Raw genomic sequence first — 26,122 nt, 5'->3', positions numbered from 1 at the left:
CCCGCTTTGAATTCTTCTCAAAACGGGCTTTTTTAATGACTAAAAAAAATATCTATATTTCTTACACGGGTGGCACAATTGGTATGCAAAAGTCAGATCAGGGTTATGTACCTATCTCTGGCTTTTTAACTGAACAAGTTAATAAGATGCCTGAGTTTCATCGTGAAGAAATGCCAAACTTCGTGATCCACGAATATAGCCCGTTGATAGACTCTTCAGATATGACACCTGACGACTGGCAACAAATTGCTAATGACATTATGGCAAATTACGATAAGTACGATGGCTTTATTGTGCTGCATGGCACAGACACCATGGCTTATACGGCTTCGGCGCTGTCGTTTATGTTTGAAAATTTAACCAAACCAATCATCATTACTGGCTCGCAAATTCCGCTATCAGCATTACGCTCTGATGGGCAGGTGAATTTATTAAATTCATTATATATTGCAGCAAATTACCCTATTCCTGAAGTCAGCTTGTTTTTTAATAATCAATTATTGCGCGGCAACCGTTCACTTAAAGCTCATGCTGATGGGTTTAACGCTTTTTCATCGCCAAACTTTCCTGCATTACTTGAAGCAGGTATTAACATCACTGTTAAGGCAGGCACCGTCGTTCCGTGCACTGACTCTACAACTATGCCAACTTTAACTCAGATAAAGCCTCAACCTATTGGCGTTGTTAGCTTGTATCCCGGCATATCAACTGATGTCATTGCCAATATCATTAAGCAGCCTGTTAAAGCACTTATCATTTTAAGTTACGGGGTTGGTAATGCCCCGCAAAATGCCGCTTTACTGGAAACATTACAAAAAGCCTCTGACAGCGGCATTGTAATTGTTAACTTAACGCAGTGCATTAAAGGTAAAGTTAATATGGAAGGTTATGCTACGGGTACGGCCTTAAAACGAGTGGGTGTGATCAGCGGACACGATATGACACTGGAAGCGGCGTTAACCAAGTTGCATTATCTTTTCAGTAAAGAATTAGCAGTTTGCGAAATAAGAACACTGATGGAGCAAAACCTGCGCGGTGAATTAAGTTAAATCCGATATAACAATACAGGCCCTTAACAAATACATTATCACAAATACAATGTTAGACGAGCAGCGCCCAACTGCTCGTCTATTTATTTCACCCTTCTGTTATCACTTAATCCAAATTCAAATAACGTTGATAGACACATGCTTTATCAGCAGTCCCTTTAGAGCCAATGTTCATTTGTGTAAAACCACACTTTTTTAATATGTGAATAGACGCTACATTTTCAGCGTCCACGCCAGCGTACAAAACATTGATATCCTTATTCTTTTTACAAAAGGCGATTAACCCCAACAGCATTTCACTAGCATAGCCATAGCCCCAATGTTTATCACCTAGTAAGTAGCCTATTTGCAAACTGCCATCTTGCAAAGCATCTTTGTTTTGATGCAGGAATAATAGCCCTATCACCTCACCAGTGTCCTTTCGTCTAATGCTAAGCATATAACCGTCTGCTATACGATGCTGTAACCAAGTGCAAACCTTTTGGTTGCTATCAATATGTTGCCAACTTTCTGGAAGATGCTTTGTTACCTTCTTCGACAATAGCGTTAACACACTATTCGAGAAATCTTCGTCATTATTTAAAACACGCTCTATACACCCTTCAATTGAAAGTCGCTCAGTTGAAAAGTCACTTTGACTATTGATGATCATCTGCGTTTTCCACTCCTTTACGAAATGCTTGTGTCATCTGATGCCCTTTTATTGCAGGCACCGCAATTGCGCTTAACAGCAGCTTACCTATCATTATTAATAATGCCGTAACTAACGCATCTAAGAACCAACCGATGGGAGAAGCAATTACACCCAGTCCCTCAGGCATCGCTGATAATCCACTAATTGTCATCATGCCTGTCAAAGCGTGTAACAACAGTGCAACCCAAAAACCAAAGCAAAACGGGCAATGCCACGCTTCATATAAATAGGCAAGCGGTTTAGGTAACCGATGGATTATCCAATTAAACCAATTTCCCCAATCAGGCAACTTTTCCCAAATCAAGATATATACTGCCAAGCCCATTAACGCCAATTCAATATTCATTTATTCACCTATAATTTAAAACACACAAAGCACCTAATCGGCCTTTTATCTTATTTAGGTTATTATTCGCCATTTATTAGTGAGTATGTATGGCTGCTTATATGTAATAATCGGCTTATTGTTTTATTTGAGAATATTTTGAATGCATTCATCACACGCAATAGATATTGGGCATGAGTATATAGACACAATGAAAGCAGAAGAGCATGGCTCACAAACGGAGTATATTCTTTCATTTGTAGTAAATGGATCGATTACCATGCGGCACAGGGAGCTTATTGAGCTAAAAAACAATATGTTCTCTTTGATACCCGCAGGCATGCCGCATTCTATTGTTAATGGTGAAAATGTAGAGGTGTGGTGGGTAAGTTTCTGCCCAAACTGTTTAAACCTTAATGAAGATGATTCAATTATGCAGCCATTTAGGCAGATAAGATTGGGTGCACTACCTGTATTAAAGTTACCTACCGAGCGGGTACACTACCTTCACTCCCTGTTTAACGAACTAAATACCATCATTAAGCACGAGCAACACTGTGATATTGAAGTACTTAAAAGCTTATTAGTGTTGATTTTATATGAAGTAAAAAAGTCGTCGCAAATTGAAAAGTCAATCGCTGCAACACACAGTAAAGTTGTGTCTGCATTAGATTATATCCAAAGGCATTTTCTTAACGCGATATCGTTAAAAGATGTTGCGAAAGCCATTCATACAAGTCCGTCTCATTTAGCCACGCTTGTTAAACAAGACACGGGGTTTTCAATTGGAGAGTGGATAACCAGGCATCGATTAACAGAAGCCTGCTCGCGCCTTATTCATACACAAGATCAGATTCAAGTTATTGTTGAAGAGTTGGGCTGGTCAGACACCACCCACTTTATTAGACAGTTTAAAAAAGCCTATGGCGAAACCCCAGCAGCTTGGAGAAAGCAACAAAAAGAAAAAGTGAAATAGCCTTCATCTAAATTACGATTACAATTTCCAAGATATTTCGTTTCTTAGCTTTTCAACTTGTTTCACATTGGAGCCAGCAACGGCGATGTATACAAACGACTTTTCTGCCAAGTCGACGCATTTTATCACGGCTCTATTACCATCAAAGTTGCCATAAATGTATTGGTTGTTCTGTATAACTGAATTAAAGCCTAGGCCTTTTAAAATTAATTGGCCATTAGATGCACATTTATTTGAAGGTATGTTTAGTAATTTATGGTCCGACCATAATTGAGGAACCTTGGAATTAGCGTGAATTCCTTCTGAAAATAAAACCGTTTCGTTTGGCGCTTTTACTGAATAAATATATTCCAGAATAACTGCACTAATAATTGCAATTAAAACACCTATGGCGACGGCCGAAAAAACCTCTTTACTGTGCTTGGCTACACGCTTGAACAATTGCTTATCTCCATTAGCATATTGAATTGCTATAAACACTGGGTAAGCGTTCATCTAGCCCAGTGTTTATATGTGAGGTAGTAACTAGCCTATTAGTACCTTTTCTAATCGTGATACTAACGACTGTTCATCCTTATTAGGCAAGCCGAAAGACAGCCACTCTAACAGTAGGTGTTCTATTTTATCGACCGAACCTGAGCTAAGCTTGCTTGAAAGCATATCAATTTGAATAGCCATGCGCGCTTGGTTGTCCTCTTCTGGAGAGTCCACACCAGCTGTAATTTCCATTTTAAGCATTGTGTGATGGCGGCTTTCTGCATTGTTACTAGTGCTAGATAACGCTTGCTGCCAATTGTTTGGCAATGTCGTCATCGCTTCATCACTGTCAACAACTTCGTCTTTGCGTAGCACATTAAAGAGTGCTGCGTATTGCTCTGTAGTCTTATGCTTGGCGATACTCTCAATTTTGCTGTTAGCCACAGAAATACTTGTTTCTGCACGCTTAGCAAGTTTCACAAACTCTGCTTTTGGTAACTCGTTGGTTGTAGATAAGAGTGACTTAATATCATCAATAAGTTTATTTAAGGTTGCTGCATTTTCTGCACTCTCAATGTCATTAGTCAGTGCTAGCAGGGCTTTATCAAATTCATTCACTACTTGAGCATTTTCATTTTTTTGAAGCTGATATTCACTTTTGCGTTTAGCAAAAAAACCATCATTTACTTCTCTAAATTCAGCCCAAAGTGGGCGATCTAATTTTCTTCCTGCAAACCCAATTTCTTTCCATTGCGCTTGTAGTTGCTTAAGTTCAGCTGCGGCATTGCTAAGATCGTCTTGCTCAGCCAATGTTATAGCTTGCTGCACTAGCGCCTGCTTCTTATCTGCATTGTTTTGGTAGTGGCTATTTAAAACAGCTCTTAGCGCATTTACTGAATCATAATAAGTTTGATTGATTTGCTTAACCTGATCCTTATCCACCAAGCCGATGCCTTTCCACTGCTGGCTAATACGTTTTAAGTCTGCATCTAATTGCTTGTAATCAATTTCTTGGTGTTTAGTTGATTCATTCATCAGGGCTAATTCTGCACAGATTGTTTGTTTTGCGATTAAATTTTCAGTGCGGATTTTTTCTTGTTCGGCATAATATGCACGACAAATTGCAAACGCATTCTCACAAGCTTGATCGAACGCGGCATTAAGTTCTTCGTTTAATTCTGGCGTTGCTTTTCCTAATGTGTTCCACACGCTACGCATATATTTAATGCGGCTAGCTTGTTCTTGCGGTGAAGAAAGAGGCTCAACGGCCAATTGCGCAACTTCCGCAACCATTTCCTGTTTTCTTGGCGTCGCTATGTATTCTTGCCAATCTTCCAGTTCATCAATCTTTTCTTTCACTAAAGTGTATTCACGCTCTAATTTGCTTTGCTGTTGCTCGTTCAGTTCGTTATACCAGCTAGCTACTTTTTTATATAAACCGAAGGCTGCACGATATTTACCAGCAAATATTAAACGCTTTAATTCAGATAGCTTTTTCTGAGTGTGATTAAAACGTTTAGTTTGTTCGGCTTTAAGTGGAGCTATAGCGTCATTCCACTCTTTTGTAAGCGTTTGGTGTGCTGACTTCAGTTCATCAGATAATTTGATATCAACTGATTTAAGGTTATTACGCCAGCTACGTTGCCACTCTTGATAAGTGTTTCCAAGCTCATTAAACGCTTCCATTGTAGTTGGCGGCGTTTTAGTAGAAAGCACTTCTAATAATAGCGCAGCCTGCTTCAGTGCATGTTTACATTCAGGTATGTGTGAAAGCTGCTTAGTAAGTATTTCAAGCTGTTTTAATGCTTTTAGCTTATCGTCTGCCATCAGTAACAAGGTTTCAGCGTTGCTCTGAATGTTCGCTAGTGTTGTGGCAACTGCTGCTAACTCTTCTTCGGTGTCATCGTCACGTTGTAAAAGGTTGGTAATGTCAATTTCAACAGCCGCGATTTCCGCTTCAATAACTTTTGCATTATTTAACTTAGTAATACGGTCTTGCTCAGCTTGTTGCTGCGCTTCCCACTTTGTTTTCAGCGGCGTTGTAATACGATCAAGGCTGGTAATAATACTATTGTATTTTGTTTGCAGCTCTTCTGCTTGAGTAGGTTCTAAGCATGTAAAATCAGCCGTTAATGCTTGCCATTGCTTAATTAGATCTGCGCGTTTTTGATCTATTTCGATGTATTCTGATTTATCTTTAAGCGCATTAAGCTTAGATAAGATTATTTTGGCACTTTTTTGCGCAGCTATTGGCTTTTGTTTAGCCTGTTCCATTGCATCTAAACGGTGCTGTGCTTTTTGCTGTACTTCACCAGTTAGCTTTTTAGCAATTTTGTTTAAATTGTCAGGCTCTTGAATCTTTTCAAGTAATAACAAGGCAGATTGGGTACTTAAGTTGCCAGCAATAAGTGCATTAATATACAAACTTTCTTTATTAAGTTTTGCAAGCACTGTTACTCTGATCTCTTCATCAGCGTCTTGAAGTGCTAATGTTTCAAGTAATGCGGATTTAGTGCACTCATTAACAAATTGCTTTTTTAATTGCGAGTCTATTTTGCAATCACTTTTACCCAGCAAAGTGTACTTGATTTTTTCGTCTGTAATACGAACTAAACGCTCGCTTTTCTCTTTTTTGTTAGCTTGCCACCATAATGAAAAGTCATTTAAATGTTCAAGTGCCGCTAGGCGTACCTTTTCATCCGCATCGTTAAATGCTAATTCATGTAAAACCGATTTGTCGTTTAGATTATCAACTACAAGTGTTTCAATAGCCTTAATACGAATGTCAGCGTTTTTATGCTTCCATTTTGGTTGAAATAAACTCTTAAATATCATCGTGATCAAACCTTGCTATTTGGTGCTCTGAATTGTGCTGTTCTGACTCTTTATCTGCGGCAAATTGTGCTTTAAGTTCTCTTTTAGGCTTGTTAATCAACTCACCTTTCTCACCTATCGTGAAATGTTCTTCTGATTTTAACACTAAAGATTGGTATGCCATTACCAATTGTAAACTGTTCTCTTTTTGCTCTTCATTGAGTAAGTCACCATTTGGCCACTTCCCTAGTTCTACAGCCGTTTTAAGATTGTTATAGACTTCTGGAGTCATGCTTTTAACGATACTGGAAAAATCCATACTTAACTCTTTTTCTTACTGATAATTAAACGAACACGATTGACTAAATACCAAATCACACCAATAGCAATAGCTGCTTGGCTGACATAAAGTTCAATAGACTCAGGCTCTGGTTCATGCCAATACATCCAGGTAAATCCGGCTGCAAACAAAATAATGGCTATAAATGACTGCGTAGTTAATCGCTGCATACGCTTAATTTTTTTTATGCGATTTAAACTTTCCAGTTTTTCTTCAGATACTTCGCCGATTGCAAAGTCACAGTGTGGGCATTGTTGTGTTTTATCAGATACTTTTTTATTGCATTCAGGACAATTTATTACAGCCATCGACAGCTCCGCTACTCAAGCACTCGTGTATAAAAAATTGCGTAGATTTTACATGAAAAAAGCGCCCTTAGGCGCTTTTTATTTGGTTATTTTTCGTTGGGGTGTTCTTTATCAAACTTAACCCAATAATCATCAACGGTTTCTTTCATTTCTTTACGTAGCAATAATAAACCGAATAAGTTTGGTAAGGTCATTATGACTATTGCAACCGCTGCAATTTTCCACACTAGCGCCGTATCTGCGTAAGACGCCCAGAAAAATCCAGCAACGTAAAATACTCGATATGGCATCACTGAACGCATACCAAATAAGTATATCATCGCCCTATCACCGTAATACGACCATGCAATTGCAGTCGAAAATGCAAATAATAGTAAACCAATGGAGACTATATATTTACCGTATTCTCCGGCAAACCCTTTAGAAAAGGCTTTTGCTGTTAAGCTCGCTGAGTGGATTAGGGACTTACCAATAATTAATACGTTACGATCTTTTACATTACCATTTTCAACAGGAATAGAGCCCGAGAAAAGGTGCCCGCCCGCAGTCGTTACTCTAATATCTTCAGCAACAGAACGCGCGTGCAACATAGTAAAGTCATTATTCATAATCTTACCATCAACAACGTTTAACTGACCGTTATACATTGTTAATGTCGACTCGCCACCGTTTAAATGATTCGCAAGTTCAACTTTATGCTCGTCATTTGTATCTAGGTAAACGCCTTCAATTACTGTTAGCTCGGTTTTTTGGAATGTATTTTCAAATTTTTCTGTCCAAACATTCGATGACAAAATAACCATACCGGTTAAAGTACAGATAATAATTGTATCGATGAAAGGTTCTAAAATTGAAACCACACCTTCAGACACTGGCTCGTCACCTCGAGCTGATGCGTGAGCAATTGGCGCAGAACCTTGACCCGCTTCATTAGAAAATAAACCACGGCCAACACCCTTCGTGAATGCATACGCAAATGATGCACCTAAGAAGCCACCAGCCGCTGCTGAGCCAGTAAACGCATTTTGGAAAACTGATAAGAAAGAAGGAACTAAGTTTTCAATGTTATAGAAAATAACTGACAGCGCACCAATAATGTAAATAGCCGCCATTGTAGGCACAATTCGAGAAGTGATTTTCGCAATACGCTTAATGCCACCAAGAATAACCAACGCTAATAAAATTGATAGCACGCCACCAGTTACCATTGGCTCAATGCCAAACGTGGCTTCCATACCTTGTGCAATGTTATTAATTTGCGGCAGGTTACCTGTACCGAATGAGCTGATTACGGTAGCAACCGCAAAGGCCACAGCTAACCATTTCATGTTTAAGCGGCGATCCATGTAGTACATTGGACCACCAGCCATGGTGCCATCTGCAGCTTTAACACGGTATTTGTGTGACAGTGTTACTTCTACAAATTTCGTTGTCATACCGAAAAATGCAGTCATCCACATCCAGAATAAGGCAGCGGGGCCACCAATCGAAATTGCCAGCGCAACACCACCAATATTACCCGTACCAACTGTACCCGATAATGCCGTTGTTAACGCTTGGAAATGTGAGGTATCCCCTTCGGCGTCTTTCTTTTCATATTTACCCGTCACTACTTTCCACGCATGTTTAAAGTAACGAATTTGCGGAAACTTAAGGTAAAAAGTAAAAAATATACCTACTCCTAGCAGCACATACGGAAACCAAAACGAGCTTCCTAACAAACCATCCAAGGTATCTAAAAATTGACTAAACGACTCCACAACTGAGCCCCTCCTTTATTATAATTATATTTGAGCAACAGTTATCGTAGCTTTGGTACAACCGCTAAAATAGCTGGTAACACATCTTTACCTAGCTTTATTGAACGGATATCCGACCAACCATAAAGTTCATCTGGCAGGTCTGCATTGTCTTTAAATGGCATTTCAATGGTGTAAGATAAACACTTAAATTGTTCACCTACCCAATTTGCTGCAACCGTTAAGTTAGCTTTGCCCGGCTCGTCTTTATCGTAACCAAATTCATCTTGGAACTCAGGCGTTGCCATCATATAAGCATGCTTAAATGCGTCTTCAAGTGCTTTATGGCGCTCGTCGTATGATGGATTACCTTCACAACCTGCCACAAAGTTGTATGGTAAGGCTTCGTCGCCATGTACATCTAGATACATGTCTACGCCTATTTCCAACATTTTTTCACGTACGTGATAAACTTCCGGAGACTTTTCTAAAGACGGCGTTTGCCATTCTCTATTTAAGTTAGAACCAACGGCATTAGTGCGTAAGTGACCGCGTGCAGAACCGTCTGGGTTCATGTTTGGCACTACATAAAACACGGCTTCTTCAAGTAGCTTTCTGGCTGTGCCGTCTTCTTCATCTAAAATACGCGATAAAAAGCCTTCAACAAACCATTCAGCCATTGTTTCACCAGGGTGTTGACGCGCAGTCATCCAGATTTTTTTCTTATTCTCGTCTGGTTCACCGATAATAAGTAATGACATATCACGGCCATCTAGCGTTTCGCCTAAGTCTTCTAATTGACAGAATGGTGAAATTTGCGATTGATGAATTAGATTGAGATGGCGCTCGTAGCTGTAAGGAGCAAAATAAGCATAAAATACTGATTCAAACTCAGGTGTATGCTCTATCACTAACGATTTTCCATCGTACTTAGTATCTACGCGGAACCAGTTTTCGCGATCATAAGATGCAACTGCATAATAATCTTCCCAGCCTTTAACATAAGCTGACTCGTGAGCATTGATGATGGCTAATTTATGAGAAGTTTGTGCGGTAGTTTGAAGTCTAAAATGGAACCATTGGAAGAAGTCAGATTGATTGTCTTTTATTATTTTTAGTTGTATATCATTAGGCTCTGCTAACGCAACAACTTCGATATTTCCACTATCGAAATTACTTGTTATTTTCATTATCCTGTTCCCGGGTAGGTTAATAAACCAGTTTTACTAATCAAAGACTGTTTAGTAAACATGGTTTTCAGTTAAGAATGACTATAATTTTTAGTGCCAGTAGCCTACCACAGTAACAGCAAATTACCATAGATTGATAAGCAACGAAGTGCTGAAAAAGTGTTGAAAATACGTAGCTATGCCGGAAATAATAATGGTTTGTTTATTTTTGCAACAAGATTGAGTTTTTGCTCTAGCTTGTATCAGTATCTACCTAAATTAGTGTACGTAACTTCATCCCTATCTCTGTGCTATACCCCATCGACTTACTAATGATTTTATGTTTTTTATCTAGTACATAGTAGGTAGGATAGCCCATGATTTTATAGTCTTGCTTAATGCCCGCATGCCCCAAAGCAATCGGCATTGTGAGGCCTAGCTGGCTAACAAATTGTTCAACCTCTTCGGTAGACGAATAATCCAAAGCAATGGCAATTACTTTAACATTCATCTCGTTAGACAATTGTTCTAAGTTGCCCATACTTGCTTTACAAACAGCGCACCACGGCGCAAAAAAGTAGATAATTGTTTTGTGACCGGTTACCTGATTCAGTGAAATAACTTCCCGCTCAAGCGTGGTTAATTCAAATGCAGGACTTTGCACTTCGCCATCAGCGCTAAGCAAAGATGTTTCTCTAATTGTACTAATTACCCAAAACGCAAGCATAACCAATGCAAGTTGGAACAACGCTGTTCTTACCACAAATGTACCTCTTTTTTGCTAATTACCCTATAGACCTTGGGCAGGTGAAAATAATTTCAGTTACCTATTCATTTTGTCTAAATGATATCAAACTAAAGAATCGCTTCTTCGGCTGAAGAGTATTAAGGGTGACTTATGATGAACATTACTTGATGCGTGGTGGGAGTGTTGAAAACAAAAGAGAAGGCGTAGCCTTCTCTTAATCTTAATATGATTGTACTGTTATCTAGGCAATGTAGGTTGTTTATGACCTGCCATTTCTTGCATCACACGAATTACTTGGCAGCTATAGCCAAATTCATTGTCGTACCATACGTAAAGTACTGCTCTATCGCCATCTACAATTGTTGCTTGCGAATCAACAACACCTGCATAACGCGAACCCACTAAGTCAGTTGATACAATTTCCGTAGACTGAGTAAAATCGATTTGATCTTGCAACTCAGAGTACAATGCTACTTTTAGTAGGTAGTCGTTTAATGCTTCTGTAGACGTTTCTTTGTCTAAGTTAAGGTTCATGATTGCCATTGAAACATTAGGTGTAGGAACACGTATCGCGTTACCCGTTAACTTACCTTTTAGCTCTGGCAGGGCTTTAGCAACTGCTTTAGCAGCACCAGTTGAAGTAATTACCATGTTTAGTGGTGCTGAACGACCACGGCGATCTGCTTTATGGTAGTTATCAATTAAGTTTTGGTCATTAGTATAAGAGTGAACCGTTTCAACGTGACCATTCTTAATGCCAAACTCATCGTTTACCGCCTTTAATACTGGCGTAATCGCATTTGTTGTACAGCTTGCAGCTGATAAAATGCGGTCATCGCTAGTAATATCGTCAGTATTAACACCATATACGATGTTCTTTATGTCGCCTTTACCCGGCGCAGTTAATAAAACCTTACTCGTGCCTTTGGACTTAAGGTGTTGCCCTAGTCCCTCTTCGTCACTCCAAATACCTGTGTTATCAACAATAAGTGCATTGTTAATACCGTATTTAGTGTAATCGATTTCATCAGGTGAGTTTGCGTAAATAACTTGGATGTAAGCGCCATTCGCTTTAATTGCATTGCGCTCATTATCTACAGAAATGCTGCCGTTGAATGGGCCATGAATTGAGTCACGGCGCAATAAGCTTGCTCTTTTCTCAAGGTCACCTTCACGGCCACCGCGAACAACAATGGCACGTAAACGTAGCTTAGCGTTAGGGCCTGAGCGTTCAATCATTAAGCGTGCTAACAAACGACCAATACGACCAAAGCCATAAAGCACAACATCTTGCGGTTCTACTTTGTCATCAACGTCAGTGATGTCAGCTAATTCTTGAGCTAAATACTGTGCTGGCTCCATGCCGTTTCCAGCATCATTGTAGTGATAATTATAAGCAATTTTACCAATATCAATTCTTGCAGGTGCAAGATCCATATTTTCTAGTGCAGCAATAAATGGAAAGCTTTCACGTAAACGTAGCTTGTTCGCTTCAAACTTGTTTACTGTTTTATGCGCTTTAATAATGTCGATGGTCGTTGCGTTTACCAAAGGGCGTCCATAAACTGTAACTTCAATCCCTTTGTTACGGTATAACTGGCCAATAATTGGTTGCATTTTTTCTGCATAATCTTGACGTTCTTGCCAGCTTTTTTGGTATTGCTCTTCGTGAGATACGGTCATTACTATCGCCTTATAAAATCACGTGGTTAATTTCTGTAGGAATAAATTTGTTCACTAATAATTAGCCTACCCGCCGTTTTATCGTCTAAAGTCTTATAAAATAATCGTTCTAACGTATTAGAAAATTAGGCGTGTTGGCTTAGTGCGGGGCATATTGTAATTTAATCTGTATTATTTCTCCACCACCTACAACAAGATTTTTTTGTGAGTTTGAGGTAACCTATTGACGCCTATGTAGTAAAGTTGAGTAACTTAATGTTGAACAAAATCATACTTAAATTGTATATACCGTATTTATTTACGTTTTTATTAGCGATAGCACTCACTGGTTGCGGCGATGCAGAAATGACCGTGCGTCAAGCATGTAAAGATAAACCTGAAATTTGTGACGACCTAAATAAAGACGGCCATTGTAATGCTGAACGCAGGGAAGTCATCTTATATCGTCATGCAGAACGTAAACTCCCCACAGATAAGAACAAATACAATTTACTAATCGCTTTAGAAGATTATTCTCAGTGTATTAATCTAGCTTCGAAAATAGAACATAAAAAGCTGAAAGAAAAAACGACTTCACGTGTTGAAGGGCATTTAACAAGCCTAAGAGAAATAAAGCGCGTTTCTAGAGATACCCAAACATCAGAACTACCAGAATTACTATATTACCACTGGTCACGCAACGGTGACGAAGAAGCACTTGAAAAGTTTCTTGCCCTAGAGGAACAAGGTCAACTAAACACACCCGAATTACAGTTCGCATTAGCTACTTATTGGGTGAAAAGAGATCTCAATAAAACCTTAAGGTTACTTTACAACGCATTAGCGCTTTACGAGCCTGAAGATGAAATTGAGCCGGAAATTTTTCATGCGCTCACAACCGTTTACTTAAAGAAAAGGGACTATAAAAAAGCTTACGTGTGGGCGCAAATATCTAAAGTGTTTGGAGACACTAACGTAGAAATTGAAGAACTACGTTTCATATTGATTGAACAAAAAGCTAACCTTGAAGGTTTAGACAAATTAATAGAAAAAACATTAGAAGAAATCCGCAGCTATTCTTTTGAGTCACCCTACTCGAAACCTTGATTAGCTCATCAACAGCGAACTTTTATTCGCCGTTAAACGCCAACGAGATCGAATTAACGCAATAGCGTTGTTTGCTCTCAGTTGGCCCATCATCAAACACATGTCCTAAATGCGAGCCACATTTTTTACAGGTTATCTCAATGCGCGACATACCATGACTGTTATCTTGTGTGTATTCAATACAGCTTTCATTAATTGCTGCCGAAAAACTTGGCCAGCCGCAACCTGAATCAAATTTATCATCTGATTGGAATAAAGGTTCACCACAGCAAACACAGGTATATTCTCCCGACTTATCGCAATACAACAACTTGCCACTAAACGGTGGTTCAGTACCTTTTTTACGACAAATATAGTACTGCTCTTCTGTTAGTGCTTCTTTCCATTCAGCGTCATTCTTCATCATATTGCCTTTTTCTGAGAGCTTTTCTCTATAGTTTTTCAACCGGTCGATTTGGCTCGTTCCATGCCACATGAAAACGTTTTCCAGACGGCTTACCCACACGTTCAAAAGCGTGTGCACCAAAAAAGTCACGTTGCCCTTGTAATAAATTTGCAGGTAAAACGTCAAGACGATAACTATCGTAATAAGCCAGCGCTGAGCTAAATGCACCGCAAGGTATGCCGTTTAGTGTTGCAAACGAAATTGCTTTACGCCAATTACCTTGATACGTTTTAATTTGCTCTGCAAAAAACGGATCAACTAATAAATTGGCAAGTTGCTCGTCACGCTGGTATGCCTCAGTAATAGACTGTAAAAATACTGCACGAATAATGCACCCTGCCCGCCAAATCTTCGCTATCTCAGCAAAATCCAACTCCCAACCGTATTCTGCGGCCGCCGTGTTCATTAATTGAAAGCCTTGTGCATAAGCACAAATTTTAGAGCAATATAATGCATCGTGAATAGACTGGATCACATCCTGCTTTTCTTTACTACTTAATTCATGAATAACTGGGCCGGGTAGTATTTTTGCTGCATGCACTCTTTCCGCTTTTAAACCAGACAGCGCTCTAGCAAATACAGCTTGGCTAATCGTTGGCGCAGGGCTGCCTAATTCTAAGCTACTCATTGCAGTCCAAAGCCCGGTGCCTTTTTGACCAGCTTTGTCCAAAATAATATCAACTAGGGGTAATTGTGATTCACTATCAACGTGTTCTAACACTTCCGCACTAATTGCAATTAAATAGCTATCTAATACACCTTGGTTCCACTGCCTAAAAATTTTTGCTATTTCGGCAGGTGTCATATGTAGCGCGGTTCGCATTACGTGATAGGCTTCACAAATCAACTGCATATCGGCATATTCAATGCCATTATGGACCATTTTGACATAATGCCCTGCTCCGTTTGGCCCAATATAGCTAGCACATGACTCGCCTTCTTTAACAGGATTTCCCGGTTCAAATCGTTCAATCGGCTTACCTGTTTTTGGATCAACTTTTGCTGCAATGGCTTGCCATACCGGTTTTATGCGCGTCCACGCGTAAGGATCTCCACTAGGCATCAATGAAGGACCAAACCGCGCGCCTATCTCGCCGCCCGATACGGCAGTACTAAAGAATAAAAACTTACTTTCAAAACGCTTTTCACGCGCCACTGTATCAGTCCACAAGCTATTACCTGTATCAACTACTATATCGTCAGCTTTAATACCTGCGTCAATCAATTTGGCGCAAACATCGTCAACGGGTTCACCAGCAGGAACAGAAAGAATAATAAGATGAGGAGAAGATAGTTTAGAAAGAAGTTCAGTGTAGGAGCTACAGGGGATAACGCGAGGAGAGGAAGTTGATTTATCGGGATCATTACCATACGTCTCTATTTCGTATTGGTCTTGAGCAACAACAGCCTCAATTTTATGGTAATCCAAATCAAATACTGCGACTTTATAACCATTATCGACCAAGTTCATTGTGAGGTTTTTACCCATCACTCCCAGTCCAATAAATCCAATATCACACAGTTGTGTGTTTTGCCCCATCGATTAATTCCTCGAACAACTACCACCCTAATTGTGGGCGCGATTATACAAGAATGGTTACTGTCGCGCTATATTTCTATTTTTAAAAATATGGTGGTAAGTGCGGGTAATTCAATTTCTATTGAATATTCCCGTCCCTGACAAGCTTTATTACTCGCAATAATGCTACCTGTACGCACTTGGCTTTTAATAGTCGAAACACCGCCATAAGTAGCATCGTCTGAGTTGAAAATTATCTTATACTTACCTTTAGCATTAACACCTAACCGATAACTGGAGTAACAAGTGGTTGAAAAATTTGACACGACATAACACTCATTTCCGCTTTTATCTTTGCGTATAAAAGCAACAATACTGTTCTCTGCGTCATGATGCTCTAACCATGTAAAGCCATAACTATTCCCGTCTAATTCGTATAATTCAGGTAATGTTCTATATAGCCTGTTCAAGTCTTTATACATTAAATACTCATTTGGTGTATTAACCATCCTGTCGTAAAAAAACTTCAAATGCTTCTTTCCTGAATGGGCGAACATGAAGCCAACTAAGCAACGGTAGTTAGCTTGACGCTGCTTAATTGTGCCAGGCAAAAATTGCAATAAATCGTTGTCGCTGGCTAAGCTAATAAAAAATCTTTCATCAAAGCCAAGTATCATCGTTTCAGTAATATCTGTATGTTGATACTTGCGATAGCGCGAGTCTAGTGCCACATAGCGCAAGGTTATATCTGTCCATTTATTATAATAAACGCAATCAAAACCTAATACTGGCGCTGTAATTGTTTGGTTACTATTTACATTATGGGTAAAGTCGTCACAGAGAATGAACGCGCTTGAGTATTTTTCATGAACTAAGTCACTTAATGTTTTAAGTACATTCGCACATTGAATATTCTTACTTGAAATAGTGCTTAATAAGCCCGCCATATTTTGAAGTTTAATGCCGTCAACATGATAGTGCTCAATCCAAAACAACGCATTAGCAATGGCCATTTGCTGAACGTATGAATGTTGTATATTTATTTCGTATTCAAATGGACTAATTTCACTGGAATGATTGCTTTGTTCACATTCATATAAATGTGTTCCATCAAAGCGTATAAGCCCCTGCGGATGCGTATCAATAGTTGAAAAGTCGCACACAGCAATAACCCCAATATCATTTTGGTGACATTGATCGATAAATGCTTTTAAATCTTCTGGAGTTCCGTACTCAATGTTTGGCGAAAATGGATTATATATTTGACTACCAACGCGCTGGCTGGAGGAAAAGTTATCTACATTGAATAATTCATGAACGGGTAATTGAACATGACTAAACCCCAACGATTTTATTTTAGGTATAAGTGCCTTATATGCTTCGATAATATTTTGGCTTTTATTAGTATTTATATGCGATGAACGGCACGAAACTAAATCTAATTCAAAAACTGAGGTTGGTTTTTCGAGTAAATCGCTTTCTGTTTGTTTATTAGCAATCCAAGCGTGATCTAGCCATTGATAGTTTTGATGATCGACCACCACTGACACCATTTGTTTATCTGACTGTTCCGCATTTTTTTCAATGTTAGTCGCGGGTATCAGCATCACATCAAACCCGATTGGATCGAGCTTTGGCGGCAACTCATTTTTTAAGCCGTCTTTCAGTTTGAAGCGATAGCTTTCACCCGCAGACACTTTTGGAATAAACAAAACCCAATGCCCACACTCTGTTCTGTGCATGGGGTTTAAACGTTCATCCCAATTATTAAAACTTCCAATAACTGAAACAGAAGACGCATTGGGGGCATACACCGCAAATCGAGTACCCACCACTGTGTAATTTTGTAACTTGAGCTCAATAAGTTGAGCGCCTACTTGATGGTAAAGATTAGTAGGATTTAAAGTAAGGCAATGCTCTGCTTCAATGGCTTCCTGCTGAAATTGATAGGCATCAACAATTTGCTTGGTATCTTCTTCAGTGGTCGCTTCAAGTAGATAATGCGTGTCGTGTTGTTCAGGCTTCAATATCAATTCATATAAGCCAAATGTTGACACTTGTCGCATTTCACCTAATACCTGATTGGTAGCCAGCTCCTTTATTACCACCTTAGTGGCATCCGGCGCTAACACACGAATCATCAGTTGGTTACTGACAACTACTTTACCCAAATATTTGAATGGCTCGGCGAGAATATCATCTTCATACTGATCAACTATCATTATCTACCCTGTATTTTTATTATTGATGGGCTTGCTAGATTTGAAAATAATCTTCATTAAGCATAGTACATAAGTACAGAACAACGAGTTATTTTTTGATATATGTAAAATGCAACCGTCTGTTTTATGGAAGCAATATTGATATTGCTAGTACTTATTAACCTTTCCTGACTATTTGGCCCTCAGTAAGGTAAATCTCCCTAGCTTTATCTACATAGGTGTTAATGAAGTAGGTGTTAAATCAAGCGTGACTAAATGAGTACTAAGGGAGTGATAAGGGCGTACTAGAGGTGTCATAAAGGAATAATGGAGGGGTAATAAAGGTGCAAATGACTAGCACCTTTACCGGCTCAAGCTGAATAGACTAAGAATGAAGCAATAATGAAATTGCGCCAATACCCGTTAAGAAGGAAATGGCGTAGTCATCCACGCATCGTTTTCAAGTAACTCATTTAAAGATTGAGTATAACGTTTTGCAGTTCCCTCAATAGTTTTATTTTCATTTAGCATATGAGAGAGAGGAAATGCTTTCATTCTGTGCGTTACCGTCTCTGCGTCTTCATCTTCAGCCTCTGCACCGTTAGACATCATAATAAAACCTTCATCAAGCACTTGAGATAATAGCTCGTCTGGCATTTGCTCGCCGTCATTAGCATCAAATATCACACTACAGTTATTTCGCTGGCTTTCTAGCTTAATGATGGCTAATAGCTCTGAAAATGGGTAATACACATAAACACCTTGCTCTTTGTTTTCTATTTTAAGGTCGTTTGCCACAGGCTCTACCCACCTATGCAATAACGTCATTAAAGGTGGCAGCTTAATGATGGAACTCTTACTCATCACATTTTGTAGCGCAATCACTAACGGTTTAAATGCTTGTTTGTAAAGCTCACCAATATTCAGCGGATTAGTAACCGGAACATCGGTATCACACCCTTCGCTTTTACCTATTTTAAGCTGATTGAAAAATAAGTGGTGCTCACCTTTGTTATTGCTCGTAGCGTCGTCAGTTAATTCCGCTCGCGCTTGCATGCACACTAGGCTTGATTCTAATTCGAAGGGTAAACATATATCATATTGCCCAGCGCCACATTGGCTTGCACCTAGCTGAATTAACGATTTAAGTGCAGTAAATTGACGTTCAGCTAACCACACCATCCAAATAAAAGCATCAAGTCCTACTTTGTCAGACTTACTTGCTAACAGGTCTTTTTTCAGAACATTTAACAACGCTACATCGCAATTTTCTTGAAACACGTTAAATTCATCACTGAGTGTTTCGTGCTGGGTTTTGTGCTCAATAAACCAAGTATAAAGTGGCATTAATAAATCTATTTTTAACTGGGTTAAAGTATGAATATGCTCACTTGTTATACATGACTGCTGACGTAACTCAGCTAACGATTGCTGGTAGCTGTCACTTTGATAAAGCGTTTGCACTTGTTTAGATTGCGCGAAGCCAACCACCTTTTCAATATTGATAAAGCTAATAGAGGCCATGCCGTACCGAACTAGCGACATTTCGGGGCTAATGCCCTTACTATCTAAATCAAACCCCACAAACTCAAAATTATTTTGCGATTGACTCTCAAAAACATGCTTAGCAAATAGTTGTAAATCTCTAAAATCTACCATGCCCCAACGTGCGCCACTGTGCATTCTGCATGCATCAACTGTCATACCTTTCACTTCAATCGTGTCACTAGGCAGAATCAGTTCTAATAAATTATTTTCTAGACTGCCTTCTGAGCGATCAGGCTCAAATACATACGCTTTTTCTGGGGTAACAATTAACAGTGAAACGCCAAGAGGCTCGGGTACATTTCGCTCGTACAACGACACCGTGTGATAGCCTAACGGTAAACTTTGCTCTAACTCTAAATGGTACGCTTGAAATTCACCTTCATTAATATCATGCGAACCAACTAGCGCACCAAGAATTGGTGTAACCATGAATTCCTGCTGGCCACCATTTTCTAATTCAACGATTAGCACTAATTCATCGTTTACAAACTCAATGGGTAAACGCACTTCAAATTCCCAATCTTGCTCGCGCTCAACTATATAAACGGGATTTAATGCTGTAAGCCAATATTGATCAACTTCCTGTGCTGCCTGAATCGCTAATTCGTTATCGTCATGAGTTGAATAACCCATGCAGCGCAGCGCGTTTTCAATCAGCGCGGGTTCTACATTCACTTCATTACCATCGCTGTCGAGGTATACTGTCGCAATACCTTTAGATTCAGCTAAAAACTCAATAACCTGTTGTTTCATATTATTATCCTAAAAACATTAGCGCGTGTGGGTTGCTTATAACAGAAGCAGTAAATCGAATGCTGACATACAGAATAGTTAACGCTGCTATAGTTTAGTGTTAAGCGACGAGCATGTCATGCTAAGAATATAAACAAGTAATTAAATTACACTTAATTACTTAAAAACGAATAAATCACTTGTAAAAAATCACATTTGTTGTAATTTTACTACATTATTTGATTTTGCAGGTGATGTTATGAGTATTCGAGTAGCCATTAATGGATTTGGTCGTATTGGGCGTAATGTGTTACGCGCGCTATATGAAGCAGAAAAACACTACCCTATTAGTGTTGTAGCAATTAATGACTTAGGTGACGCTGAAACCAGCGCACACCTTTTGAAATACGACACTGCACATGGTCGGTTTAATGCACAAGTAGAACATAATGACACAGCAATTTACGTTAACAATGACGAAATTCGAATGTTTTCAGAGCGTAGCCCAGAACAATTACCTTGGGCTGAATTGAATATAGACGTTGTACTAGAGTGCACTGGCGCTTTTCAAAGTAAAGAAGCCGCCAATGCGCACATAATTGCAGGCGCAAAAAAAGTCATTATTTCAGCGCCCGCTAAAGGTGTAGATGCAACCATTGTGCATGGCGTTAACCATCACATTATTACTCCGGATATGACGGTTATTTCTAATGCATCGTGCACAACAAACTGCCTTGCTCCCATCGCCAAACCTCTTCATGAAGCCATCGGCATTGATTCAGGGTTAATGAATACAATTCATGCTTATACTAATGATCAACGCCTAACAGATGTGCACCATGACGATTTAAGGCGTGCACGAGCCGCAGCTCATTCGATGATCCCGACTAAAACAGGTGCAGCCGCCGCGGTGGGTTTAGTCATTCCTGAATTGGCTGGAAAAATTGATGGGCTTGCCGTTCGCGTTCCTACACTCAATGTATCATTAGTCGATTTCACATTTGTGGCATCGCGCTATACATCAGTAGAAGAAGTGAATGAAATCATGACCCAAGCTGCCGCAACTAGCCCGTTAAAAAGTGTACTGAGTGTGAATTCAGCGCCGCTGGTATCGGTCGATTTTAATCATAACCCTAGTTCTGCAATATTTGAATTGTCTGAAACCCGTGTGATGCATAAATTGATCAAGGTAATGGCTTGGTATGATAATGAATGGGGATTTAGTAATAGAATGTTAGACAATACTGTTGAGCTAATGAGCGCCTAACCGCAATAAACAAGCTATGCTGTTACTCAAATGTATAAACTAGATGAGTCAGCATAGCCAATTAAACGCTAATTAATCAACGTTAGTTAAATGACGCTAGTAGGCTTTCTATTTTCATCTAAAGCCACAAACGTAAATTCTCCAGAAATCGCTTTGTGTTGATCATCTTTAAACATGTTCTCAACGTAAATATCTATTTGCACTTTAATACTGGTGTTACCTACTTCAACAACTTTTGCAACAATTTCCACAATTGAGCCAGACGGAATGGCTTCTTTAAAATCCACTTTATCAGACGAAATAGTCACTAAAGGTTTGCGGCAAAAGCGCGTGGCAGAAATAAATGCGGCCTCATCCATCCAAGCCAACGCTTCACCACCAAACAACGTATTGTGATGATTAGTTCTACCCGGAAAAACGGTTTTAGTCGTTCTAACGATAGAGCGTTCTTTTCTAACGGCAATGAGTTTAGCTTTTTCCATTAATGTTCTCGTAAATTAAGAAATGATGTATTTATCTACTAAGCATAAACAATACTTAGAGAGGTAAGAATTGCGTATTCGATTTGACGTGGAATTACAGCTTGGAAATTTTAACACATCGTACCTGTTACCATACAAAGAAAATTTGTAATAAACCTACTTTTCATAAAAATAGCTTAAAAAGAAGATGTTATCTAACATTATATAAATTATTCTATACTCACGCTGATTGCAGGCGTAGTTAATCGACGAACATATAAACCTCCATCATCTTAAAAAACTAAGTGAGAAAACTAAGTGAGGATGGTAAATGCATGTCGTCAACAACGCTGCGACTTCAATAAGAATTAGCATCACTGTTCATATGCATCTACAAAAACTGGAAAATGACATGCAAGAAAACATTAAATATACCGTCGATTTAAGTGCAAAAAATCAACATATTTACAACGTAACCATGTCATTTTTTCCTAAGGATGACACTCCGATGGATATATACCTACCCGCTTGGATACCGGGCAGCTATATGATCCGTGATTTTGCTAAAAATATTATTACAATTGCTTGTTCCAACGCTCAAGACGGCACCGAACTTACGTCAGAGAAACTAGATAAACAAACTTGGCGTATTTACCCTACAGGCCAACCCGTTCGTATCACATACCAAGTTTATGCATTTGACCTATCAGTACGTACGGCTTATTTAGACGATACCAGAGGCTTTTTTAATGGTACGTCCTTATTCTTAACCGCCAAAACATATGAACATCTAGGCTGCGATATAGAAATATTAGCCAGTGACGACATGCCAAACTGGCAAGTAGCCACCGGATTACAGCGCGGTCAATCTACTGAAATTTTCAACTTTGGTTTATATCATGCTGATAATTACGACGAGTTAATCGATTGCCCAGTTGAAATAGGCGACTTTGACATTGTTTCTTTTTCTGCGTGCGGAATTCCTCATTACTTAATTTTATCGGGCAAACATTACGCAGATTTAGAGCGAGTAAAAAGTGATTTAATAAAAATTTGTGAACATCAATTAAGCTTATTTACTGCGCCTTATCCCATGGATGAATACTGGTTCTTAACCAATATCCAAGAGTCTGGCTTTGGTGGTTTAGAACATCGAAACTCAACCGTTTTAGTTTGCGGGCGTTATGATTTCCCTTTCAAAAATGACGCAGCCCTATCTGACGATTACAAAACATTTCTTAGCTTATGTAGCCACGAGTACTTTCATACATGGAATGTTAAACGCATAAAACCCGCTACATTTATGCCATATCAACTCGATCAAGAATCCTATACAACGCAATTATGGGCGTATGAAGGCTTCACCTCTTATTACGACGATTTTGTGTTATATCGAGCTGGCATTATTAATCAACAAGAGTATTTAACGCTATTAGCGAAAACTTTTAGCCGCGTTTACCGTGGTAAGGGCAGATTAAAGCAATCCGTCACTGAGTCTAGCTTTGATGCTTGGACTAAGTTTTATAAACAAGCTGAAGATGCCCCCAATAATATTGTGAGTTATTACGCCAAAGGTGGATTAATAGCATTGTATTTTGACCTGCTTATCATAAAACACTCAAATAGAAAGCATAATTTAGACAACGTGATGAAAGCGCTATGGAAACAGCATGGCGAGAAAAACATTGGAACAGAACAGCAAGACATAACAGATTTAATTTCATTATTTGCGACTACCGACTTATCAGCAGAAATCGATAACGCCATCAACACAACCCAAGACTTACCCTTTGCTGAGTTACTAAAAGAATTTGGTGTAACGCTGCAATTTAACCCAAGCAAAACAATTAACTCGCTTGAGTCTCAAGCACAAGGTACCGCCAATACGCCTTATTTAGGTTTCTTATATAAAACAACTAATCAAACGTTAAAAATTACGAACGTATTTGAAGATTCTCCAGCAGAACAAGCTGGAATTGCCGCAAACGACGATATCATCGCGATTGATGGAGTTAAAGTCACAGAGAAAAATATTGAGAATGTGCTAAAAGGACTGATTGAACAAAGCAGTATTGAATGCCATTTATTTCGAGATAATATTCTTATGGCAAAAACATTAGTACTAGATAAACCTGAGCATCATGCTGCTGCGTTAACAGTTAATGACGAAGCACGTACAGAGCTTTGGTTAAAAGCGCGATAAGCGAAACACCTACTAATCAACGCAGTTAACTCATTGGCGCTTGACTACTTATTTATGCGTTAATTTTAGTGATTTCGACTGTGAATCCCATATTTTGTAGCCTTCTACTATGATGTCGGAGATTTACTTTAGAAAAAAATGGTAGATGTACTTCGCCCTGTTTATTATGCATGATCGCTAGAACAACTCGGTGGGTACGAGGAGACTTATTTTTATCAAATACAACACTTAAATATGTATCATCCAAATACGAGTTAACCTGACTGAGTACCGTGTTATCGTTTAACAACAGCTCAGTTGCTACTGTTGCTTGTGAAAACAAGTGGCTCAATACCGAAGAGGCTCCGTACTTTTTAACATGAATAAATGCATCGCATTGTGAAAGCAAATCACAAAACTCTATGCGAGTCCCTGTACCTTGCGGATAGATCCATTTTTGATCCAAAAGGGCGAAATTTTCACCGTCAGCAATTTTCCTCAAATACTCGCCCTCAGTAAGAGCCCCATATGGTGGAAAATCAATTGTCGATCGAGGTAAGCGTTTGAAAAACTCATTTACCGAATCACTAAATTTTTTCTCAAGTCTGTACCACTGAGAATCATTTAATACAAAGATATCTCCATCTAACTCGACCTCCACATTGAAGCAACGAAAGAGTGACCAAGCTTTAACCTCTACTTCGTCGGAGTTATAGGCGTATACTTGTTTACGTTTCAATATTTCAACATTTGTAGGCAGTTTAAACTTTGTTTCCTTAACGTATGACTTCAAGTCTAGTTCAGGGTGCATACATACCGAGCAACCTTGTTTTGTCCTCTTTGTATATACAAAGCCAGAGAAGTCATCATAATCCATAATTTCTGGGCACGCGATCCAAATCGACTCATAGTTCTGAGAGTTTAGCCTATGAATAATATTATCATTTAGGTTGAAGATAGTGTCAGGGTCAGTCACAGGTTGAATAAAGTCTATCCACGGATAATTGAGTAAATATTTATCTGACATATATGCAGACATAATTCTTGTAGCAATTTGAGGTAGCTCTTCGAGACTAACTTTTGTGTAAAGAGAAACGGAGTCGCTACCAGACACAATTTCTAATTCATCATGATCAGCTTCGACAACAGCAGATATTGATTTTAGAATTTCATGGTCAAACTCAAAGTCAAAATCTGAGACATTTGTATTTTTAGAGGTTTGAGAGCGAGTCTTCAGGGCAACTTTATTCAGTGTAGCCTTATCGATTGATTTAATTTGTTCTGAGTCGCCAAGGTTCAGTGATACCCTTAAGCCGAAACCACGTTGAATGACGACTGGTAATAGCAGTGACTTAGCATGCCCAAATGTAAAAGCAATTAACCTTCCATGCGCTTCTACTATAAACATTCCACATACACTCTCAGAGAAAAAAATGGACTCATCAACATTCGGATGAGTAGTAAAAATTCCACTCCACTTAGGCTTAGATCTTGCGCTTTTAATATAAAGACTGTTCCTTTTACCGTTTATATCGACATCAATTCTCTTAGCTTTTTTATCGCGGTTAATTATGTCAGTTTCTTTGTAGCCTTCTTTGATTAAATATGCAACAACCTTAAGCTTCATTTAATTCCTCTCTGAACCATGTAATAAGCAGTCAATCTCTCATAACATCTGAATTGATATTAAGATTCATATAGTTTTTGTCGTGATAAATGCCTGACTTGTGAATCCAAGTTCACAAGCTACAATTTCAGGGGCAACAGTCCATATTTCTACAATCTCAAGTTTTACTTTCGACTTTTCCATTTACTAAACGAAGATTACATTTTTTCATATCAGGCTTCACAGGATTTAGGCGAACATACTCATTTGCTTTTAATTTGGTCTTTGGCTTAAACTCTCTCCGCATAGCAACAAATACCTCGTCTCTAATTCTTGATTGCTCTATTTCGGGGGCATTATTTGCTATAGCATTAATTAACTCTTGAGTTTTGTATACAATTTCATCAGAGCAATATAACCAACAATTATCCATTTGGTTCGAAAAATCAAAACGTAATTTATGTATTTCTGACTCAGAAAGGCAGTTGCTCAATTCACCATAAAAACCGTTAAGCGAATAAATCAATGACTTATATGCTTCTTCCTTCCTTTGTTTTTCAAAATCCTTCAACTTTTGATCTTGAGTTGCACTGTACTGAAAAATCGCCAACGCTAAAGAACCTAAAACCCCTAGGAGAGCTATAATAAATCCCGAGTTAAGGTGTTTAATTTTCATGCATTATAAATTCCTAAAGATGCTTTTAAGCTTATTTCTTACCATTGTAGAGTCTTAGGCCCGCAAAACTCTCTCTA

At 38.9% G+C, this 26,122-nt stretch carries 22 protein-coding genes; 5 read left to right on the top strand and 17 right to left on the bottom strand.

Annotation, left to right across the window (positions count from 1 at the left end; genetic code table 11):
* The first annotated feature begins 35 nt into the window (after window positions 1-35).
* Window positions 36-1,049, top strand: a complete 1,014-nt coding sequence (gene ansA, locus HUU81_RS07805) for an asparaginase (RefSeq protein ID WP_199611658.1) — start codon at window positions 36-38, stop codon at window positions 1,047-1,049.
* 106 nt (window positions 1,050-1,155) lie between these two features.
* Here the strand turns inward: ansA and HUU81_RS07800 are convergent, their stop codons facing one another.
* Both HUU81_RS07800 and HUU81_RS07795 read right to left on the bottom strand, forming a co-directional pair.
* Window positions 1,156-1,701 carry a GNAT family N-acetyltransferase gene (locus tag HUU81_RS07800; RefSeq protein ID WP_199611657.1) on the bottom strand — a complete coding sequence of 182 codons (546 nt, stop codon included), beginning with the start codon at window positions 1,699-1,701 and terminating at the stop codon, window positions 1,156-1,158.
* Complete coding sequence (locus tag HUU81_RS07795; RefSeq protein WP_199611656.1) at window positions 1,688-2,089, bottom strand: hypothetical protein; 402 nt, start codon at window positions 2,087-2,089, stop codon at window positions 1,688-1,690. The genes HUU81_RS07800 and HUU81_RS07795 overlap by 14 nt, the downstream gene beginning before the upstream one ends.
* Before the next feature lie 142 nt (window positions 2,090-2,231).
* Here HUU81_RS07795 and HUU81_RS07790 point away from each other — a divergent pair, with 142 nt between their 5' ends.
* The gene (locus HUU81_RS07790; RefSeq protein ID WP_199611655.1) at window positions 2,232-3,044 is read left to right on the top strand and encodes a helix-turn-helix domain-containing protein; all 813 of its coding nucleotides are present in this window, start codon (window positions 2,232-2,234) and stop codon (window positions 3,042-3,044) included.
* Between the two features lie 18 nt (window positions 3,045-3,062).
* Here the strand turns inward: HUU81_RS07790 and HUU81_RS07785 are convergent, their stop codons facing one another.
* The 8 genes from HUU81_RS07785 to HUU81_RS07750 all read right to left on the bottom strand — a co-directional run bounded on the left by HUU81_RS07785 (window position 3,063) and on the right by HUU81_RS07750 (window position 12,322).
* Window positions 3,063-3,485, bottom strand: coding sequence for a hypothetical protein (locus HUU81_RS07785; RefSeq protein ID WP_199611654.1), 423 nt, complete (start codon window positions 3,483-3,485; stop codon window positions 3,063-3,065).
* Between the two features lie 84 nt (window positions 3,486-3,569).
* Entirely contained in the window at window positions 3,570-6,356 is a 2,787-nt protein-coding gene (locus tag HUU81_RS07780; RefSeq protein ID WP_199611653.1) for a DUF349 domain-containing protein, read from the bottom strand.
* The gene (locus HUU81_RS07775) at window positions 6,346-6,654 is read right to left on the bottom strand and encodes a YeaC family protein (RefSeq protein WP_199611652.1); all 309 of its coding nucleotides are present in this window, start codon (window positions 6,652-6,654) and stop codon (window positions 6,346-6,348) included. Before HUU81_RS07775 ends, HUU81_RS07780 begins: the two co-directional genes overlap by 11 nt.
* A 2-nt stretch (window positions 6,655-6,656) precedes the next feature.
* Entirely contained in the window at window positions 6,657-6,983 is a 327-nt protein-coding gene (locus HUU81_RS07770; protein ID WP_199611651.1) for a zinc ribbon domain-containing protein, read from the bottom strand.
* A gap of 86 nt (window positions 6,984-7,069) precedes the next feature.
* The gene (locus HUU81_RS07765; RefSeq protein WP_199611650.1) at window positions 7,070-8,743 is read right to left on the bottom strand and encodes an alanine/glycine:cation symporter family protein; all 1,674 of its coding nucleotides are present in this window, start codon (window positions 8,741-8,743) and stop codon (window positions 7,070-7,072) included.
* Between the two features lie 41 nt (window positions 8,744-8,784).
* A complete protein-coding gene (locus HUU81_RS07760) occupies window positions 8,785-9,912 on the bottom strand; it encodes a M14 family metallopeptidase (RefSeq protein WP_199611649.1) in 1,128 nt (375 codons plus the stop codon).
* Between the two features lie 253 nt (window positions 9,913-10,165).
* Window positions 10,166-10,654, bottom strand: a complete 489-nt coding sequence (locus HUU81_RS07755; RefSeq protein WP_233520595.1) for a TlpA family protein disulfide reductase — start codon at window positions 10,652-10,654, stop codon at window positions 10,166-10,168.
* Window positions 10,655-10,876: 222 nt separating this feature from the next.
* A complete protein-coding gene (locus HUU81_RS07750) occupies window positions 10,877-12,322 on the bottom strand; it encodes a glyceraldehyde-3-phosphate dehydrogenase (RefSeq protein ID WP_199611648.1) in 1,446 nt (481 codons plus the stop codon).
* A gap of 255 nt (window positions 12,323-12,577) precedes the next feature.
* On the opposite strand from HUU81_RS07750, the gene HUU81_RS07745 reads away from it, so the two are divergent.
* Window positions 12,578-13,408, top strand: coding sequence for a DUF2989 domain-containing protein (locus HUU81_RS07745; protein ID WP_199611647.1), 831 nt, complete (start codon window positions 12,578-12,580; stop codon window positions 13,406-13,408).
* 22 nt (window positions 13,409-13,430) lie between these two features.
* Here HUU81_RS07745 and msrB read toward each other — a convergent pair whose 3' ends face one another.
* From msrB to HUU81_RS07725, 4 genes are all read right to left on the bottom strand, one after another.
* Window positions 13,431-13,814 carry a peptide-methionine (R)-S-oxide reductase MsrB gene (gene msrB, locus HUU81_RS07740; protein WP_199611994.1) on the bottom strand — a complete coding sequence of 128 codons (384 nt, stop codon included), beginning with the start codon at window positions 13,812-13,814 and terminating at the stop codon, window positions 13,431-13,433.
* Window positions 13,815-13,839: 25 nt separating this feature from the next.
* Window positions 13,840-15,393 (bottom strand): NADP-dependent phosphogluconate dehydrogenase, encoded by a 1,554-nt coding sequence (gene gndA / locus HUU81_RS07735; RefSeq protein ID WP_199611646.1) that lies wholly within the window; start codon window positions 15,391-15,393, stop codon window positions 13,840-13,842.
* A gap of 68 nt (window positions 15,394-15,461) precedes the next feature.
* Complete coding sequence (locus HUU81_RS07730) at window positions 15,462-17,594, bottom strand: alpha amylase C-terminal domain-containing protein (protein ID WP_199611645.1); 2,133 nt, start codon at window positions 17,592-17,594, stop codon at window positions 15,462-15,464.
* 402 nt (window positions 17,595-17,996) lie between these two features.
* Window positions 17,997-19,874 (bottom strand): 4-alpha-glucanotransferase, encoded by a 1,878-nt coding sequence (locus HUU81_RS07725; protein WP_199611644.1) that lies wholly within the window; start codon window positions 19,872-19,874, stop codon window positions 17,997-17,999.
* A gap of 238 nt (window positions 19,875-20,112) precedes the next feature.
* Between HUU81_RS07725 and gap the strand changes: the two genes are divergently transcribed.
* Window positions 20,113-21,120, top strand: coding sequence for a type I glyceraldehyde-3-phosphate dehydrogenase (gene gap / locus HUU81_RS07720; RefSeq protein ID WP_199611643.1), 1,008 nt, complete (start codon window positions 20,113-20,115; stop codon window positions 21,118-21,120).
* An 86-nt stretch (window positions 21,121-21,206) separates the two neighbouring features.
* Here gap and HUU81_RS07715 read toward each other — a convergent pair whose 3' ends face one another.
* A complete protein-coding gene (locus tag HUU81_RS07715; protein ID WP_199611642.1) occupies window positions 21,207-21,602 on the bottom strand; it encodes an acyl-CoA thioesterase in 396 nt (131 codons plus the stop codon).
* Window positions 21,603-21,993: 391 nt separating this feature from the next.
* On the opposite strand from HUU81_RS07715, the gene HUU81_RS07710 reads away from it, so the two are divergent.
* Window positions 21,994-23,784 carry a M61 family metallopeptidase gene (locus tag HUU81_RS07710; protein ID WP_199611641.1) on the top strand — a complete coding sequence of 597 codons (1,791 nt, stop codon included), beginning with the start codon at window positions 21,994-21,996 and terminating at the stop codon, window positions 23,782-23,784.
* A gap of 52 nt (window positions 23,785-23,836) precedes the next feature.
* On the opposite strand, the gene HUU81_RS07705 is transcribed toward HUU81_RS07710, so the two are convergent.
* Entirely contained in the window at window positions 23,837-25,390 is a 1,554-nt protein-coding gene (locus tag HUU81_RS07705) for a TIGR04141 family sporadically distributed protein (protein ID WP_199611640.1), read from the bottom strand.
* 157 nt (window positions 25,391-25,547) lie between these two features.
* Window positions 25,548-26,045 (bottom strand): hypothetical protein, encoded by a 498-nt coding sequence (locus HUU81_RS07700; RefSeq protein ID WP_199611639.1) that lies wholly within the window; start codon window positions 26,043-26,045, stop codon window positions 25,548-25,550.
* Window positions 26,046-26,122 lie beyond the last annotated feature (77 nt).

It is taken from the genome of Flocculibacter collagenilyticus, assembly GCF_016469335.1.
Lineage (GTDB): Bacteria > Pseudomonadota > Gammaproteobacteria > Enterobacterales > Alteromonadaceae > Flocculibacter > Flocculibacter collagenilyticus.
This window is presented reverse-complemented; position numbering and strand designations above follow the sequence as displayed.